This is a genomic window from Algoriphagus sp. SE2 (assembly GCF_039563885.1).
Lineage (GTDB): Bacteria > Bacteroidota > Bacteroidia > Cytophagales > Cyclobacteriaceae > Algoriphagus.
The window spans coordinates 26,169-44,529 of record NZ_JBCLWJ010000011.1 but is presented as its reverse complement, the minus strand read 5'-3'; the positions used below and the strand labels follow the sequence as shown (position 1 = coordinate 44,529).

At 36.3% G+C, this 18,361-nt stretch carries 12 protein-coding genes; 9 read left to right on the top strand and 3 right to left on the bottom strand.

Features of this window, described 5'->3' with window-relative positions; translation table 11 throughout:
• The first annotated feature begins 1 nt into the window (after nucleotide 1).
• From AAGF08_RS13535 to AAGF08_RS13505, 7 genes are all read left to right on the top strand, one after another.
• A complete protein-coding gene (locus AAGF08_RS13535; protein ID WP_343511761.1) occupies nucleotides 2-751 on the top strand; it encodes a DUF6503 family protein in 750 nt (249 codons plus the stop codon).
• 6 nt (nucleotides 752-757) lie between these two features.
• Nucleotides 758-1,981 carry an alpha/beta fold hydrolase gene (locus AAGF08_RS13530; protein ID WP_343511760.1) on the top strand — a complete coding sequence of 408 codons (1,224 nt, stop codon included), beginning with the start codon at nucleotides 758-760 and terminating at the stop codon, nucleotides 1,979-1,981.
• The gene (locus AAGF08_RS13525; RefSeq protein WP_343511759.1) at nucleotides 1,978-3,015 is read left to right on the top strand and encodes a hypothetical protein; all 1,038 of its coding nucleotides are present in this window, start codon (nucleotides 1,978-1,980) and stop codon (nucleotides 3,013-3,015) included. The genes AAGF08_RS13530 and AAGF08_RS13525 overlap by 4 nt, the downstream gene beginning before the upstream one ends.
• A 156-nt stretch (nucleotides 3,016-3,171) precedes the next feature.
• The gene (locus AAGF08_RS13520; protein WP_343511758.1) at nucleotides 3,172-5,850 is read left to right on the top strand and encodes a hypothetical protein; all 2,679 of its coding nucleotides are present in this window, start codon (nucleotides 3,172-3,174) and stop codon (nucleotides 5,848-5,850) included.
• 433 nt (nucleotides 5,851-6,283) lie between these two features.
• The gene (locus AAGF08_RS13515; RefSeq protein WP_343511757.1) at nucleotides 6,284-6,844 is read left to right on the top strand and encodes a glycoside hydrolase family 19 protein; all 561 of its coding nucleotides are present in this window, start codon (nucleotides 6,284-6,286) and stop codon (nucleotides 6,842-6,844) included.
• A gap of 203 nt (nucleotides 6,845-7,047) precedes the next feature.
• Nucleotides 7,048-8,733, top strand: a complete 1,686-nt coding sequence (locus tag AAGF08_RS13510) for a hypothetical protein (protein ID WP_343511756.1) — start codon at nucleotides 7,048-7,050, stop codon at nucleotides 8,731-8,733.
• A gap of 34 nt (nucleotides 8,734-8,767) precedes the next feature.
• Nucleotides 8,768-10,747, top strand: a complete 1,980-nt coding sequence (locus AAGF08_RS13505) for an ATP-binding protein (RefSeq protein ID WP_343511755.1) — start codon at nucleotides 8,768-8,770, stop codon at nucleotides 10,745-10,747.
• Nucleotides 10,748-10,750: 3 nt separating this feature from the next.
• On the opposite strand, the gene AAGF08_RS13500 is transcribed toward AAGF08_RS13505, so the two are convergent.
• Together AAGF08_RS13500 and AAGF08_RS13495 are read right to left on the bottom strand one after the other, a co-directional pair.
• Nucleotides 10,751-13,276 carry a hypothetical protein gene (locus AAGF08_RS13500; RefSeq protein WP_343511754.1) on the bottom strand — a complete coding sequence of 842 codons (2,526 nt, stop codon included), beginning with the start codon at nucleotides 13,274-13,276 and terminating at the stop codon, nucleotides 10,751-10,753.
• Between the two features lie 195 nt (nucleotides 13,277-13,471).
• Nucleotides 13,472-15,055, bottom strand: coding sequence for a hypothetical protein (locus AAGF08_RS13495; protein WP_343511753.1), 1,584 nt, complete (start codon nucleotides 15,053-15,055; stop codon nucleotides 13,472-13,474).
• Nucleotides 15,056-15,321: 266 nt separating this feature from the next.
• Here AAGF08_RS13495 and AAGF08_RS13490 point away from each other — a divergent pair, with 266 nt between their 5' ends.
• On the top strand, nucleotides 15,322-15,525 hold the full coding sequence (locus AAGF08_RS13490) for a DUF2892 domain-containing protein (protein ID WP_343511752.1): 204 nt from the start codon (nucleotides 15,322-15,324) through the stop codon (nucleotides 15,523-15,525).
• 148 nt (nucleotides 15,526-15,673) lie between these two features.
• Entirely contained in the window at nucleotides 15,674-17,059 is a 1,386-nt protein-coding gene (locus tag AAGF08_RS13485; RefSeq protein WP_343511751.1) for a Gfo/Idh/MocA family oxidoreductase, read from the top strand.
• A gap of 50 nt (nucleotides 17,060-17,109) precedes the next feature.
• Here AAGF08_RS13485 and AAGF08_RS13480 read toward each other — a convergent pair whose 3' ends face one another.
• Entirely contained in the window at nucleotides 17,110-18,315 is a 1,206-nt protein-coding gene (locus AAGF08_RS13480) for a DUF2264 domain-containing protein (protein ID WP_343511750.1), read from the bottom strand.
• Nucleotides 18,316-18,361 lie beyond the last annotated feature (46 nt).

Here is an 18,361-nt window from a genome sequence, read left to right as displayed (position 1 = left end):
TATGATCAAATATTTTATCCCCTCAATACTCCTTTTGTTAGTTGCGTTTTCTTCCTGTGATTCAAGGACTGAAGCAGAGAAAATTGTAGATAAAGCAATAAAGGCCCATGGAGGAAAAGCTTACGAAAACTCAATAATTGAATTTGATTTCAGGGATATTCATTATACCATCTACAAAACCCCGGAATCTTTTGAATACATCAGGGAGTTTGACCACGAGTCGGGTCAAGTCAGGGATGTATTGAATAATGAAGGCTTTATCAGGACTGTAAATGGGGTTGAATTAGATACTCTGAATGCTGAATGGATTGGAAAATATACTCGTTCTGTAAATTCAGTAGCCTATTTTGCTTTTCTACCTTATGGTTTAAATGACGCAGCAGCGATTAAGACTGATTTGGGCTTAACTGAAATTAAAGGTGAAGAATACCATTTGATTAAAGTGACTTTCAAACAAGATGGAGGAGGAGAAGATTTTGAGGATGAGTTTCTTTACTGGTTTGGTAAAGATGATTACCTGATGGATTATATGGCTTACTATTACCTGACCGATGGTGGAGGTGTGCGAATGAGGTCAGTGACCGATGTGATAGAGGTGGGTGGTATTCGCTTTCAGAATTATTTAAACCTCAAACCAGAGATTGAGAAAACTCCCGTGGGAAAGATGCAGGAATTATATCTTGAAGGAAAGCTAGAAGTCCTTTCCGAGATCAATATGGAAAATATCAAAGTTGAAAAACTTCAAAAGTAAACCTTAATGAATCCAGTAAAGCTGACATTTAAGAATCGAAAAGGTTTGGATCTAGCGGCACATTTATATATGCCTCTTGATCAAAATCCAAGATTCTATGCAGTGTTTGCTCATTGTTTTACATGTTCCCAAAATTTTTCTGCTGTAAAAAGAATCAGCACATCTCTTTCCCAGCAGGGAATAGCTGTTCTAAGTTTTGACTTTACCGGCTTGGGATGGAGTGATGGAGAATTTGTGGATAGTACATTTTCATCTAACATTTCTGATTTGCTTGATGCATCAGATTTTTTGGAAAAGGAATATGAAGTCCCAAAGATGTTAGTTGGACATTCCTTGGGAGGTGCAGCTGTTTTGTATTCAAGTTTTGAATTAGCGTCAGTAGAGGCAGTGGTTACGATTGGAGCACCTGCTTTTCCAGGACATGTGAAGAATCTCTTTAAAGATGGTATCTCAAAAATTAAGGAAAAGGGAAGCGCGGAGGTAAGTATTGGAGGAAGGCCTTTTCGTGTTTCGAAGCAGTTTTTAGAGGATCTTGAACAAAAGCCCTTAGAAAAAATGCTAAAGAATTTGAAAAAGTCTATTCTGATAATGCATTCACCTCAGGATGAAATTGTAGGTATTCAGAATGCTGCTGAGATTTATAATGCTGCAAGACATCCAAAAAGCTTTATTTCTCTTAATGGTGCTGATCACATGGTTTCTAAGAAATCAGATAGTGAGTATGCGGGTGAAGTAATAGCTAGTTGGAGCAAAAGATACGTTTCTTTGGATAAAACTGATGAAAATCTATATGATACGGAAGGCAATCAGGTGAAGGTGAGGCTCTCTGGGCCCGGATTTACTACAGAAATTAAAACACCGCATCATCACATGATAGCAGATGAACCCATTGAGGTTGGTGGAGATAATTTGGGGCCCAACCCCTATGATTTTTTGATGGCTTCTCTAGGGAGTTGTACCGCAATGACGCTAAAGATGTATGCTGAACGGAAACAATGGAAATTAAATGAGGTAACTGTTTTTCTAAATCATGATAAAGTCCATTTGAAAGATAGTAAGAACCCTTCCGAAAAAGAATCCAAAGTGAGTCGATTTACCAGATTAATCAGTTTAGAAGGTGAGCTTGATGAAGAACAGAGACAAAGACTTCTTGAAATTTCGAATCGTTGTCCTGTTCATCGTACATTAGAGGAAGATATTGTAATTCAGACACTTCTTAAAAAAGAATGAAACCTTGGTATACCAGATATTTATTGAGTTCGATAGCAGTATTCATTGCTTTCGCGATGGTTTGGTGGATGATACCAGAAGAAGAGATTTTAGTAGCTGTAGAAAAATGGAAAGGCGTATGTTGGGTTGGAAGCAGGTCACCATTGGATGGTACAGAACTTAGAAATTTAAAGTCTACAGGGGCTAATGCTTTATCACAAACACCTTTCGGTTGGCAGAGTGAAGTCAATAAACCTGAAATCAGATGGGAAGTAAATGCCGAACGACAATGGTGGGGAGAATCTGCAAGAGGGATTCAAGCGACACATGATTCTTCTCAGGTCTTAGGTATTATGAATATGCTAAAACCTCACCTTTGGGTTAGGGGAAGTTGGCCAGGCGATATAGAAATGCTGAATGAGGGAGATTGGGATCTATGGTTTGATAATTATAAGGGCTTTATTCTAGACTATGCAAAGCTTGCCGAAGAGCTTAAAATACCCATGCTGTGTATTGGAACTGAGTTGGAAAAGACTTCTGAGAGAGAGGAAGAATGGAGAAAGATTATTTCTGAGATCAGAAAGGTCTATTCAGGTAAATTGGTCTATGCAGCAAATTTCACCGAATTTGAAAAAATAAAATTCTGGGATAAACTGGACTATATTGGTGTACAAGCTTATTTTCCTCTTACCGATAAACATAATCCTGATTTAGATGAACTTAAATCCGGTTGGGAGAAACAGCTGCCAAAAATTGAAAAGGTAGTCAGGAAATATAAGAAGCCGGTATTGTTTACAGAGATCGGTTATTGCAACACGATTGATGCAGCAATTGAACCTTGGGTTTGGCCTAATGAGAGAAAAGAAATAGAGTTTTCAGAAGAAGCTCAAGCCTTATGTTATGAAGCTTTTTTTGAAACTGCCTGGAAAAAAACTTGGATGGCAGGGGTGTTTTTTTGGAAATGGTATCCAAAAAGACATGAGCGAGAACCTGATTTTACGCCACAAGGAAAAGCTGCTGAGGCAGTTATGGCTAGGTATTTTTTGGATGATTAAATAAAATCAATAGGTTATTATATTCGATTTGCTTGTGGTCAACTACCCAATAAAAATTAAGTAGCAGCTCATTCTATCATTTAAGTTTTTTTCACTTGTCATATTATAACTAATTAGTTTTATTAGTAAGCTTTTAAGAAACAAACCAACTTCCACATGTCAAAGCAACTTTTATTGCTGACTATTTTTTTGATTAGTGCCAATTCGATTTCTCTTTATGGTCAAGAGTCTTTGCCTCAAAATATTCAGAGTTATTTTGATACCTACCAGAAAGAATATCCGGTAGAAAAGGCATATCTGCACTTAGATAAAAATACCTACACCCTTGGTGAAGATCTTTGGTTTAGTGCCTATTTGACAGCGGGAAGTAGTCAAATTCCATCCCCTTTGAGCGCTACCCTATACGTAGATTTATTCGACGGTGATGGATTACTCTTAGAGCAGAAAACTATCCGCTTAGAAAAAGGTAGAGGAAAAGGAGATTTTGTATTACCGGCTTTTGGCAAACCTGGTATATATCAGCTTAAAGCGTATACTTCTTGGATGCGGAATTTTGGAGACGAATACTTTTTTACTTCCCATATTAATGTGGTCGATGGAGCAGGAGGCTCATTTCTTCCAAAAATCGCTTTTACAAGCATAACTGCAACTGCTGGAAAAGTAACTTATAAGACAGATCTGATTGTGATAGATAGCAAGGGTAATCCACTTGCTGGGAAAACGATCGAAATCAAGGCAAAAGCAGCGGACGAAGAATTGTATAAACAGGAACTGCAGGTAAACTCTCAAGGACAGGTAAGTTTTACTTTTGCAATACCAGAGAAAGCTAATCCATCACAGCATTTGGAATTTACTTTCATGGAAAATGAAGATTATTTCGTTACCCAAAAACTTCGTTTGCCCTATAGTTTAACTCTTGCAGATATTCAGTTTTTGCCTGAAGGTGGCTACTCCGTAATTGGGAAGAAGTCCAACTTTGGTTTTCGTGCGATCTATCCTGATGGTATGCCTGCCCAAATTCAAGGGTCAATCGAAGGAAGCGACATTACTTTTGAAAGCAATTTTGCCGGTTTGGGAAAGTTTGAATTCACTCCTACCCGATCAAGCTATCCAGTGAGAGTCACTGATAAAACCACTGCACAGGAAGTCAGTGTAAGTCTTTCTAATATTGATTCAAAAGGATTGGTAATGCAAGTGGTCAATAATCCAGCAGCTAGCTATTTGACAGCATTTGTACAGGGAGAATCTGATGCAAATTCGCTATTGCTGGTTTCTCAAACTCGGGGTATCATCAATTATATGATCCAAGGTACTTTGGCAAATGGTGTTTGGGGAGTACGTATTCCTAAAGAGAATTTGATATCAGGCATCAATCAAATCACGGTGATGAAGGAGGATGGAAAACCACTTTTAGAGCGATTGGTATTTATCCAAAAAGACGATCAATTACAATTAGACATTACAAAAACAGGAAATATTTCCCCTCGAGAAAAAATTAGTCTGAATCTAAAATCAACCTTCGCGGGAACTTCTAATTCAGGAAGTTTCTCAGTAGCCGTGCTAGACGCTGCACAGGTGGATGAAAGTGAACTCGAAGCCGGAGATATTTTTTCTACTCTTCTTTTGACCTCAGATTTATCTGCAGAAATATACCAACCAGGAAGGTATTTTAAAGACAACTCACCACAGACGCTAGAAGCTTTGGATTTGGTGATGATGACACATGGGTGGAGAAGATTTGAGTGGTCTGATGTGCTTGCTGGTAATTTGCCAAAGATAGAGCAGTTTATCGAGCGAGGAATTAATATCGAGGGTCAGGTAACTGATGCCGAGCAAACTAAAAAAGGCCTTGCAGGTGGAAAAGTAACAGCTTTGGTAGGAGAGGGAATTGAAATTATTTCTTCTGAATACGGGCCTAATGGTCGCTTCATTTTAAGAGATTTGGAATATTTGGATTCCGCCTCAGTAACGATAACGGCCGAGGATACTCGACTCAAAAATTTTGTTGAAGTATCTGTTATTCAACCAGAACCTGTTTTTAATTCGATCGAAGGAAATTATTCTCAGGAAGTAATTTGGCCTGAAGGGCTTGTGGCTACTTATCGAGAGCGAACGATGATGCAACGACTCAATGCAGAAAAGGATATTATCGATCTGGAGGGAGTGACGGTTGAAGGGAAGACTATTGAACGTGAGGAAGATGAAATTAAAAAAATCTATGGACCTGGTGATGTTACACTTGATCCGGAAAAAATTCCATCCTCTGTTGGTTTTACCAATGTCTTTCAATTGATCCAAGGAAGAGTATCTGGCGTACAAGTCTTTATATCCGGTATTGATGTCAGTGTTACCATTCGGGGTGTAGGTTCCCTGGGTGGTTCAGGTACTCAACCACTATATCTGTTGGATAATATGCCTGTTCAAGCCTCGACTTTGCTAACTATTAGCCCGAGAATTGTTGCTAATGTAGATGTATTCAAAGACCCTGCAAAGACTGCTATTTTTGGTGCACAAGGTGCAAACGGTGTAATAGCAGTTTATACCAAAAGTGGTGCTGGCATTGGAAAAAGTGTTGGCGGTACACTGGTAACACGGTATGGTGGATATGCTGTTCCTAGGGAATTTTACCTACCAAAATACGATACGAAAACGGTCGAAAATGCGATTAAGGATGCTCGTGCGACCATTTATTGGAATCCGATTGTGGAAACTGGAGAAAATGGCGAATCGAGTCTGGAATTTTACAATAGTGATGTTGCAACAAAGCAATTAATCATTGTCGAAGGAATTGATTCTGAGGGTAGATTGGGCCGTTTGGTTCGAATTTTAAACTAAGTATTTAAATTTTGCCAAAATTTCCTGAGTTTATATCAAATTAAATAGGAAGAAATGAATAAGGCTTTGGTTGAATAGTTTTAGAGCAGATATAAGTATCAATATTTCTTTGTAGATCAATTGCTATTATGCAAAGCTATATCAGTAACATTTACAAATGTAGGCACATCTAGAAATTTCAAATCTGAACTTGAGTTTGGAAACGAATCTGAAACTATTCTAACTTTCATAGGGCAGTATTTGTATAGGTATTTTTATGAGCCTTGAAAAGGCTTAAGATATGGGGATATATGTGATCTAAGCTTAAGTAATAAAATTATTTCGGTATATTATTTTTCTAAAATCAAATGATGCTACTATGATATTACTTGAACAAATAAAGCCCATTATACCCGATATGAACTGATCCAAGGCGGATTCTTATCTGCCTTATTTGAATACGGTTTTACCGGATTTTGAGATTAATACACCACTTCGGAAATCTCATTTTTTGGCACAGCTAGCGCATGAAAGTGGGGGGCTTAAGTATGTAGAAGAAAACTTAAATTATTCAGCTCAAGGATTAAGAAGCGTTTTTGGTAAATATTTCAAGACCATGGAGATAGCGGAAGAATATGCGCGAAAGCCGGAAAAAATAGCAAATCGAGTGTATGCCAACCGAATGGGGAATGGTGATGAGCAAAGTGGAGATGGGTGGCGATATCGAGGGAGAGGATTAATTCAACTAACAGGTAAGTCTAATTATCAGCGATTTTCAGAGGACTATTCAATTGATTGTGTTAATAATCCAGACTTGCTTCTAGATCCAAAAATAGCTCTTATTTCAGCATGTTGGTTTTGGAAAAAGAACAAAATAAATACTTACGCAGATGCAGATGATATTCATTTGGTCACTAAGCGTATTAACGGAGGAAATAATGGAATTCTCCACAGACAACATTACCTTGAATCCTTTAAGAGGGTATATGATCTACTAGGTAAAACCTCTGCTTGATCCAATTTTGAGTTAAAGTGTTTTGGACCAATTTTAATTTTATTCACTTAAAGAATATTTATCAATAAGTATTCTTTTTTTACTTTAGATATCTTTAGTCGATGCTATTTTGATACTGTAGCAAATATCATTTGAAGTACTACTTGGCTTATCAAAAAAGTTTAAATTGAAAATTACATAATTGTTTGACAGGAGATTAAACTATGAAAACGATCAGGATTTTTATTGCTTCTTCCTCGGAATTGAAAGAGGATCGAGATCAATTTAGACTTTTTATCAGTAGGGAAAATGATCGATTGCACAAAAAGGGGCTTTACCTGGAACTTATACAATGGGAGTATTTTCTTGATGCGATCTCAGATTCCCGACTTCAAAGTGAGTACAATAAAGCGATTGAAAGTTGTGATATCGTTGTTTGTCTTTTTTTTACAAAAGTCGGGAAGTACACTGCAGAAGAGTTTGACACTGCCTATCAAGTTTTTAAGAATAAGGGAAAACCTAAAATATGGACCTATTTTAAGAATGCTCAAATAAATACAGGTTCCATAACAGATGAAATAAATACCCTTTTGGCCTTCAAAAAGAAAATTGGAGACTTGGGGCACTTTTATACAGAATACACCAACATTGATAACCTGATAAATCAATATAGGAGTCAATTGGATAAGTTTTTAGCTGATTTTGAGGAAGAAACTAAATTACCTTCTGATCCAAAATCTAAAGAGCCAAAGGAAATAAAAAACACGTTCAATGATTTACTAACTCCTAATTTATTAAAGGCAATAGCAAAATATAATAGGAAAGCGGGGGATTTTTTGTCAGCTAATAGTGATTGGGAAGAAAATAAACATTTGGTTCAAACAGCGAAAAGGATCATCATCAATGGATATGTAGGGGTAATTGGAGTCCAAATTCGGAAATTGATGTCCATTGGAGAAGAAGAATATTCAGAGAGCAAGATGAAGCGTTATCTGGAAAATTGTCATATGACTGCAAAGAGAGGATTGCAGTTAATCTGTTATGCCTTAATTTCTTCTCTTTGGGATCATAAAGTAAAGAATGAAGTAAATTTTTCAGGACCACAGCAAGACGCCTTGGTTAAATTCTTCAGGAATGCCGCAGAAGAAGATATGCTTGCTTTTTCAGAATTATTAAAAAATTTACTTGAGATTTATTCAGCTAACAAATTGGAGTTTCTTATTTCAGAAGCAATGGATTTACTTCCCTTACTTAACGAAGGAAGCAAATTCCAATCAGCCTGTGAATATCTAAATCAATTGCCGAAATTAATTCAGAATTCTTCTTTCAAATTGAGTGATTGCTTAGAATCAGAAAAGAATCTTTCTGTTGTTTTGGAACATTTGGGGTTCTTAGCTGAATACAGAATGATTTCTATCAATGAAATTGACTTTAATCAGCAAAGAAATGATGAAGAGGGATTATACCTTCATAATTATACTTTTCTCGACGGTGAGATCCAGGCCAATAATGACCAAAACAAGGTGCGAAGGGAGTCTTCACCTGTTATTTCCCATGCAGTAATTTTATTCAAAGATAATTATAGAAAGAATATCAATTTGGATCCATTTATTATCGACTACAACGGTTTGGCCTTGACGGGTGGATCTAAGATTTGTTTTTATTCATTTTGTAATACCTACGACGACCTTAATTTAAACTTTAATTTTATTGAAGATAATAGTAGAGTGGTCATCAAAAAATCAAATAATCCAAAGCCAAGTGATTCTGATTTAAACGCGCTTAATAGGTGGCTTTCAAGTAAAGAGAATCGAAAGGATATGAATTTTGATAAGGTGTACAGCTTGTTTTATCACGCCAAAAAATCCCTGACCGGAATTGAGGAAGAAACTACTGAAGACTTATTTTAATTTTTTCTCCATTCTTTATTAATCGTTGAATACCATGAAAAAATATCCCTTTAAGTTTCTAGATTCTTATGATAAGGAAGACAGAAATGTTTTTTTTGGAAGAGATGAGGAAATCGATGCGTTGTATGAAATGGTATTCCAATCATCGATTGTTCTTATATATGGGGCCTCCGGAACAGGAAAAACAAGTTTGATCAATTGCGGACTTGCAGGAAAGTTTCAGCCACATGATTGGCTTGCATTGATGATTAGAAGAGGGAGCGATATCAATAAATCCTTAGAGGAAGCTTTAAATAATTCGGGGGGAAAAATTGATCTAGACTCAAAAGAAACCAAATGGTTTGATGAGTGGGGTGATGAATCAGGAAAATCAAACGAGGAATTATCCGCTATTGGCAAATCTATCAGAGCAGTCTATCAGAATTCTTTCAGACCTATTTATCTGATATTTGACCAGTTTGAAGAACTTTTTATTCTTGGAACAGTAGCAGAGCAACAGCTCTTTATTGAAAATGTGAAGGGAATTCTTCAATCAAGTCAGCCAGTTAAATTGATTTTTTCGATTCGGGAAGAGTATTTGGGTTACTTATTTGAATTTGAAAGGGCTATCCCTCAATTAATGCAAAAGAAGCTGAGGGTAGAACCTATGACACTCGAAAAAGTGAAACAGGTAATTGTCGGAGCGGCATCTTTTGAAGGTTCGAATATTACAATAAAAGCGGGAGAAGAAGATTCAGTCGCCGAGGCAATTTTTCAAAAAGTTAAAGGAGGCAAGAAGTCACTTACTATTCAATTACCATTTTTACAGGTTTTCCTTGATAAGCTTTACCTGAATATTACTGGGGATGAAAGCAGACAAACTCCTGCAGAATTCACTTTTGCCAGGGTAAATGAAATGGGAGAGATAGGAGATGTTTTAATCGATTTTCTTGAAGATCAAGTTTTGAATATTTCCAAAACACTAAAATCAAAATATAAGGATTTAAACATTGAATTAACCTGGAAGATTTTATCTCCTTTTGCCACCTTGGAGGGAACAAAAGAACCGATCAATAAAAAAGAGCTAATTGATCGTCTCCCTGAATTATCAAAATCTATGGTTGATGATGTTGTGGCGGCTTTTATCAATGGTAGAATACTTCGACACGATGAAAACTCGGATACGTATGAAATTGCCCACGATGCTCTAGCTAAACCTATTGCCGAAAAGAGGAGTGTGGAGGAAACTGCCCTACTTGAGATTAAAAGGTTAATTAAAAGCCAGGTAGGAGTTAAAGAGGAGGCTAGAGAATATTTCACAGAAAAGCAATTAGCGTTTATTGAACCCTATTTATCAAAATTCCAACCGAGTAAGGAGGAGCGGGAATGGGTCGATAAGAGTCAAAAGTTTATCCAAGAACAAAAGGAATTAGCGACGAAGAAAAAGCTTCAGGAAATTACAAAGAAGAAGAGGGAGAGAAGGAAATGGTTTGCTATTGTTTTTGCAATAGTTGTGATAAGTCTTGGCTTTATTGTAGTAAGAGAGATTCAGGATAGAAAATCTCAAATAGAGGAATTACAAAAGGATCTTGAAAGGCAAATGAGACTTGATCGGACACAGGAATTGTTAAGTCTTGTAATGAAAGGCAGAGGGGAAAAATATGAAAATTTAAGTGACTCAGTGCTCGACCAGATTCTTTTAAAAGAAAGAACCTATCCTCTTGATAGTTTAATCGAGATAAAGGCATCCGTTAGCCCATCTAATGCCGGTGGGGAAAATAAGAATTATACCATGTGGCTAGATGTTCCATCCTTTAGAAAAGATGAAATCAAAGAAGTCCAATATAATTTCTGTAGAGGATTTACAGATCGACTAAGGGTTTCAAAAGATCCGACTTCTTCATTTGCCATTGGATATCTCGGCTGGGGTTATTGCCCAACGATGAGAATTGATGTTATTCTGGAGTCTGGAGATACGATTCAGCGAAATTTTTCTTTTGAAAGGTACTTTGAGGAAAACCCTCCAATAGATTAGAGGTCACTGAATAATTTTGCTTATGCCTGCATTCTTAAGGTGGTCTTGAACCGACCATTTGCCAGATAAGTCCAATTCGACGGTACCTCCAATGTCATTCTGGTGAAAATGGTAGACGAAAATAGAAAGGGCTTTTTGCGGAAGAGTTTTGTCTTTTAAATCTGGCGGAAGTTTATTATAACTGTTTTCGATAAGCTCTTCAGCAAAACTTGGCGTCATTCCATTTTTACTCATGGATTGAGCTCTTGAAGCTACAGTAAAAGCGAAAAATCGAAATTCAGATTCAATTTCAAAGAAAATGGATTTGAATATTTCGTAATAAGATAGCTTGCCATTTTCTCCAAAAGAGTTGATGAATCTTTTTTCCTTGGGTACGGCAGTTCCGTCCAAGTTGAATTTTTCAATGCTGGTCGTTATTGCAAAACCGTCCAATGTGTAATAGTAATGCAGTTCATTTTCATATCCTGCAGAAATAAATTCTCTTCGTAAAAAGTCGTCGACCTTTCCCAACGTCTTTAATTCTGGTTTGAAGTTAGCTTTAGTGAAACGTGCAGAAGCTAAAGGAGCTAGTTCAGGAAAGAAAAACGGCGGTTCTCTTTCCAAAAAGTCTACAATCCCGTCGCCATCGGAATCTTTTGAGGCTGCTTTCCCACTTTCCATCTTGGTGGTAGTTATTTCAAATTCGAATGGGAATTTACTTTGAAGTTCCTGGAATAGATGGTCAATCACTTGTTCATTCAGTTCCCTTTGAATAAAGGAATCTTCTTCTGTTTCCAAGTCATTAATGAAATCATTGTAGGAATTGTAAAGCTGTTCTATACTGAATTCGTCAGATTGATTGGTGAACTGATCAGAGGCAAGGTATTTGAATTGCAGGAATCTTGAAATAAGATCGAGTTTTAATAAAATTTCATATTCCTGGCTGATCTCATAGGAAGATCCAAATTGGATTATCTCCTCTTTATTTTCCAAGACAGAAAAGTCTAGCTTAATATTGAATATTCCTGCAATAGCTTTTAGACTTTCAAAATCATAAACTTGTTGGTTTTTTGCCTGATAAAAAAGCTTTTGAAAATCCGGGTAGATATCCTCATTGAAATAAGGTGTGTACTGGTTTTTAAGATAATTAATATTTGAATCCAATGATTCAATATCTTCAGAAGTGAACTTTAGAAGATCGTAAAAATTAAAATCAGTTTCAGATATCTCCTCTTCTTGGGAAAGATTGAAATAGATAATAGATTTTTCTAAGGTTTTTTTCCAATCCAAGAGGGTTTTGCGGAGGATGTCCCTCCTGGATTCGTATAATAAGCGAGAGGTATTTTCGAATAAAAGAGAATAGGTGAAATAATAGATTTCAGCATTTTGTTTTATAAAAGTGCTGTCTTCGATTTCTCTTAATTCTATTTCCTGTTGATTGAGCGTGGAGGTCAAAAAGTCATAATTTAACTTTTCGAAATTATTTTGAACTAGACTTAGATTAATATAAGCTTGGCCCACGACATACGTTGGGTAGGAGTGGTTTTTTCTTAAATCAAGGAAAAGAGCATCCAGTTCTTTTTGATCAATCTCTTTTCTTAAAAAAGTATTCTCTTTTTCCGTGATTTTGGAAAAGAAATTTTGATTTAAAATATCAGTTTTAAAAGTAAAATAGGAATTGAAAATCAGATAGTTATGAAGGGGATTTCTGGAGCTATTGGTTGAATCATTTGCCAAATATTTTAGCTGAACATATCGATTGATGAGTTCAAGTTTTGGGTCTAACAAATAGGTGTTACTAATCGGAAAAGAGTCGGGGAAATATCCATAATCTCTTTCAATGTGGTTGTATTCAGATTTAAGAGGTAAGGTGTTTGGACCGTAATCAAAGTTTTCTTTTTCGTAGGTGTTTTCAAGGATCGAAGTGTCGTATTCTAGTTGGTAAATTCCCGTAAAATAGGAAAGAGAGTCTATGTCAAAAGATTCCGAGTTCTTTGCTTTTATTAGAATACGTTTGAAATCTGGATAGATGTCCTCATTGAAATAAGGAGTCAATAAGCTTTTTAAATCATAGAGTTCCTTATGTAATTGGGAATAGGATTCTTCACTATAGTTGATCAGTTCAAAAAAAGGATTGTCTTGGATCCAAGCTGAATTCTCTTTGGATAAATTGAAATAGTCTATGGACTTCGTTAATGATTCTTTCCATCCGACCAAAGTTTGGCGGTATCTGTCTTTTTGAGTTCTAAAAAGAAATTTAGTCTTGATGTAATTGTGCAAAGAATGGGTAAAGAAATATAAAGCGGCATTTGTCTGAATAAAAGTGCTATCTGAAATTGATTTAAGTTCAGCTTCTTCAAATGGAAGTATTTTAGAGATTCGCTCTACACTGATCCCGTCAAAATATTCTTTGGTTAATGTCAAATTAATATAAGCCTGAGCTAGGGTAATAGAATCATTCTTACTAGGAGTAGAGCTTTGTTGGGCAATGGCCTTCCCCATTGAAAAAAATAAGGTAAGAAGTAGTAAAATCCTAAATAGGGATTTCATTTAGTAGAAAGTAATTGGCGTTAAATATTTAAAATCAAGATGAAATCTACGTTTAATATCTGATTTAAAACCAAATTTACCAACCATAAAATCTTTTTTAAAGGACTGGAAATTCAATCGAATAAAAAGTAGAAATTCATTTTAGATCTTTTATTTCAAAAAGTTCAAGAGGTTAATACCAATAAGCTCTTTTATTTATTGGACAAATTCAGTGATCCCAGCATTTTTTAGATGGTCCTTTACACTCAAGCTACCACCTAAATCTAATTCTGGGACTTGCCCAATGTCATTTTGATGGAAGTGGTAGACAAATATTGATAAGGTTTTATTGTTCAGAACTCGATCTTTTAGAACCTTAGGAAGCGAATCATAGCTGTTTTTTATGAGATCCTCTGCAAAATTCACGGTCATTACTTGATTATTCATACTCGCAGCCTTCGATGCAACGATAAAAGCAAACATTCTATATTCGGACTCAACGTCAAAAAAGATGGATTTGAAAATCTCAAAATATGAAAATTTGCCCTCGCCTCCGATATTCTTAGTAAACCGCTTGTCAGATGGCAATGAAGCCCCATTTATATTAAATTTTTCCAGACTTGTGGTTAATGCAAATCCATCTAAATCATAATAGTAATGGAGTTGATTTTTAAAACCCGCGTTCTCCAGATCTGATTTAAGGAGTAAATCCACTTGATTTAGTGTCCTTAATTCAGGTTTGAAATCTTCCCGAATTAGGCTAGCGGAGGCCAAGGGAGCAGGATTTGGAAAAAAATAAATAGGTTCTTTTTCTGTTGAAGGGGAGCCTATAAAGGCTATTGGTTCATCTAAACCTTTTTCTTCCCCTTCTCTAGGGTATTTGCTTTCTAATTGACTAAGAAGCAAAGCACATACTTTTGGATTGAGTTCCTTTTTGATAAACTCATCTTCTTCAAATTGAAGTCGATCCATAAAATCATCATAGCCCTGATAAAGAATAGCAGTATTAAAGTTTCTTGGACTCCTGGTTTTTTTGATTGCCAAGGATTTAAGCTGCATGTATCTTGAGATTAGTTCCAATCTGTTATCTGCTACATATTGAGGAGAAATATGATTTGAATTAAAAGAGATAAACTTGAAGTTAGATTCATTTTCTAGAATTGCCATACTCAAAGGCATACCATAGAGTTTTGTAAAATAGGTTAGAGAATCAAAATCAAATTGATTATTCCGTTTTGATCTATTAAATATTCTCTTAAAATCCGGGTAAATATCCTCATTGAATTTAGAATTCAACTCATTTTTCAGCTTCCATATTTCTTGTTTTAATTCATTGTTAGCCCCTTCATCAAAACTTATCATTTCATACAGGGCACTTTTTTGTTTTGTAAAAGTCTCAAAATCCTCTATCTCCGCATTATTATATGCTTCAATAGATTGTTCAAAAATACTTTTAATCCTTCTTAATAGATTTCTTTCAAATTCCTTTCTTTCTTGGGTTATGCGTTTGGTTTGGAGATAATAAAATATTGATTGGGTGAAATTGTATAAGGTATTGTTACTGGAGATAAATGATCTGTTTTTTATCTTTCCGAGTTCATCTTTTTCGAAAGCAAGAATTTTAGAAATTCTATCCCGATCAAGGGTATCGTAAAAAGTTTCAGTCAAATAAAGATTCATATAAGCCTGAGCTAAAATGATTGTGTCATTGGTGATGGGCTGAGGTTTGACTTGCGCATTTATCGAATCAACCAAACATGTTCCTAATGAAAACAGGAGTATAAATTTGAATAACTTCATTTCAACAGAATTGATATATCGTTAGCATTCAATAGTTTAAAGAAAGATCATCATAGATTTTTGAAGATTAGTTTAATATACAGTTAAAAAATGATTTAAGCTTGTGGTATAAACCTGATTTTCAATATTATAAAATCAATTGTCTGATTTAAAATCAACTACTTAAGTGACCAAAATCATGAAATAATTTATGAAAAATATTTAAGTTTGCTCAATTGAAAAAAGCATTTCAACTTCAACCAATTATAAAGAAAACCTTAAGAATCATGAAAAAGAATATGGGAAATTCGGATCGCGTATTTAGAATTATTGTAGCTGCGATTTTGGTTGGGCTTTACTTTTCGGAAGTACTAACCGGGACAATTGGAATTATCGCTCTAGTGGTAGCGGGAATATTTGCTTTAACTAGCCTTGTCAGCTTTTGTCCTTTATACACCTTATTTGGAATCAAAACTAAAGCAAAAACTTAATTTCATAAATTATTAGTTTATAAGAATTCAAAGCCAGAATAATTAGTTCTGGTTTTTTTTGATGGAAATTTTACCGTCTAACCCAATATTGATATTGAATTTTTTAAAATTCAAGTAGTTTTAAGCCGCGAATCCAAATAATACCAAAATGAAGAATAACAAAAGAAGGGAGTTTTTAAAAGCGTCAGGTTTAGCAGGGCTTGGTCTCATGGGGGCTGGGTCAGTTTTTGCAAATGAAGTAAACCAGCTTCCCGATCAGTTAAAAAAATATGCAGAAAGAGCCCAAACGTTTAATATGTCGGGTTATGCTGCTCCGAAAATTGAAACTGTTAGGATTGGCATTGTAGGGTTAGGAATGAGAGGCCCAGGTGCGGTAGATCGATTGAGTAAAATTGATGGAGTCGAAATCAAAGCTCTTTGCGATCTAATGCCTGATCGAGTTGAAAAAGCTAAAGAACAATTAAAAGGAACCTCTCATAATCCTGAGGGATATTCTGGCAAGGTGTATTCCTGGAAAGAAATGTTCGATAGACCAGACCTTGACTTGATTTATATTGCAACCCCTTGGGAATGGCACACACCGATGGCAGTTTATGCCATGGAGGCCGGTAAGCATGCTGCCTGCGAAGTGCCAATTGCAAGAACTCTTGATGAATGCTGGCAATTAGTAGAGACTTCCGAGCGCACCAAGAAACATTGTATGCAACTCGAAAACTGCTGCTATGATTTCTTTGAGTTGATGACTTTGAAAATGGCTAGAGAAGGCTATTTCGGGGAAGTAGTTCATGTGGAGGGAGCTTATATACATGATTTGCTAGCACTTAATTTTGATAAAAATGGATATCAGGGAATGTGGCGTTTAAAGGAGAACTACCGAGATGGCAACCTCTATCCAACTCATGGCTTAGGTCCTATCTGTCAAATTCTGAATATCAACAGAGGAGATCAAATGGATTATCTGACATCTGTCTCTTCTAACGATTTCATGATGAAAGCAAAGGCTCAAGAACTTGCTGAAAATGATATGTTCTTCTCTGATTTTGCAGCTAAAAATTATAGAGGAAACATGAACACGACAGTTGTGAAAACAAAACATGGTAAGACGATCATGATTCAGCACGATGTGACAAGTCCACGGCCTTATTCCAGACTCCATGTAGTTAGTGGAACAGAAGGTTATGCACAAAAATACCCAACTCCTAAAGTCGCCAAAGGTCATGGCTGGTTGAAGGAGGAAGAGTTTAAGGACCTAGAGACAAAATATACTCCGGAGATTGTTCAAAAAGTTGGTGAGTTGGCTAAGCAAGTTGGGGGTCATGGAGGAATGGACTTCATGATGGACTGGAGATTAATTGATTGCCTGAGAAATGGTCTTCCTTTGGATCAGGATGTTTATGATGGTGCACTTTGGAGCTGTATTTCTCCATTGAGTGAGTGGTCTGTTGCCAATAGATCCAATTCGATTGACGTTCCTGATTTTACTGGCGGAAGCTGGAAAACAAATAAGCCTGTTCCAATTACTTTGAGAGGGTAATCAAGAAAGGTAAAAAGAAGCCCGCTGAATATTAATCCAGCGGGCTTTTCTTATTTCAAAGCTTCATCTCTTTTCATGCTTTCACCAGACCAGATTTTTTTACTCGTCCAGTCTTCCGCAGGATCAGTCCAAAAAGGGTGGCTAGCCGGAAGTCCTAATGGTAAGAAGCCCGATGAGCATAAATAAAGGCTTCCAGTACTGATATAAGGTTCTGCTAATCCGGGTTGATGACCTGCCAATCCTAATTGTAACCAACCATTTTGGTCAAAGGTATCTTTAGCAGAGAAAATTCGGGTGTAAACTGTCGTTAAGGCAGCTCTTACTTGACCATTACTGATTTCCTCAGGAAGCATTTCCTTCCAAGCCACTTCTGCCAAAGGCTGGAAAGCTCCCGAACGATAGCAAATAGATCTTCCTAAAACAGTGTAGGTACCCTCCGGTGAAATCATCAACTCCAATTGTCGGGAATAGCGTACCATTCTCTTTTTTGCAAGCTCAAGATCTGCCTTATAAACATTTTGTTTTTGCGCAGCTATTTCCAAAACCTGAATTAACATAGGCTGGATCACATAAGAATTATAGTAATCCAAGTGGAATTCTGGGCCATCTCCGTACCATCCATCTCCTAGATACCATTCCATATGTTTTTTAATAGCAAAATCCATTCGCATCAAATCTCCCTGCTCACCAATGGAAAAAAGGAAAGCATCGATCATGGCACCAAATAAAATCCAGTTGTTATAATAAGGTTTGATTGCAAGCTTTTGAGCATGTAGTTCCTTAATTAATCTTGCTTTAGTTTCCTCTTCTAGCGGCTCCCAAAGTTGTTTGGGTGCTCGCATAATCCCATGCACTAAAAATGCGCCATACACTAAAGGCTGAGCTCCCTCGGTCCAATTGATATAATCCGGAGAATTAGGATCTACCGCATGTTTAATACTTAATAGAGCTTTTTCCCGTAATTCTTTTTGGATATCTTTTTCTTCTACACTGACCTCCTCTAATTCCAACCAAGGGGCCAGTCCTGCTAATAATCTACCAATTGCCTCCAAATAGGTCACTGTGTCTCGGTCACCGTAAGCCCCCACTGGGACTTCTACTGGCATAAGAGTAGTCAGTTTGCCTTGAGGCATAGCATCTAATACAGGATGTGAGATTTTATAAAGAAGTTCTAACCAAGTTTTTCGATCATCAGTGAAAACTTTGTCTGCTTCAACACTAAATGCAGGCTTGGTTAAACCTATAGTCGCACCCAAAGCAGGAACTGCTTTAATAAAGTCCTTCGGTTTAAAGTCATGCTTG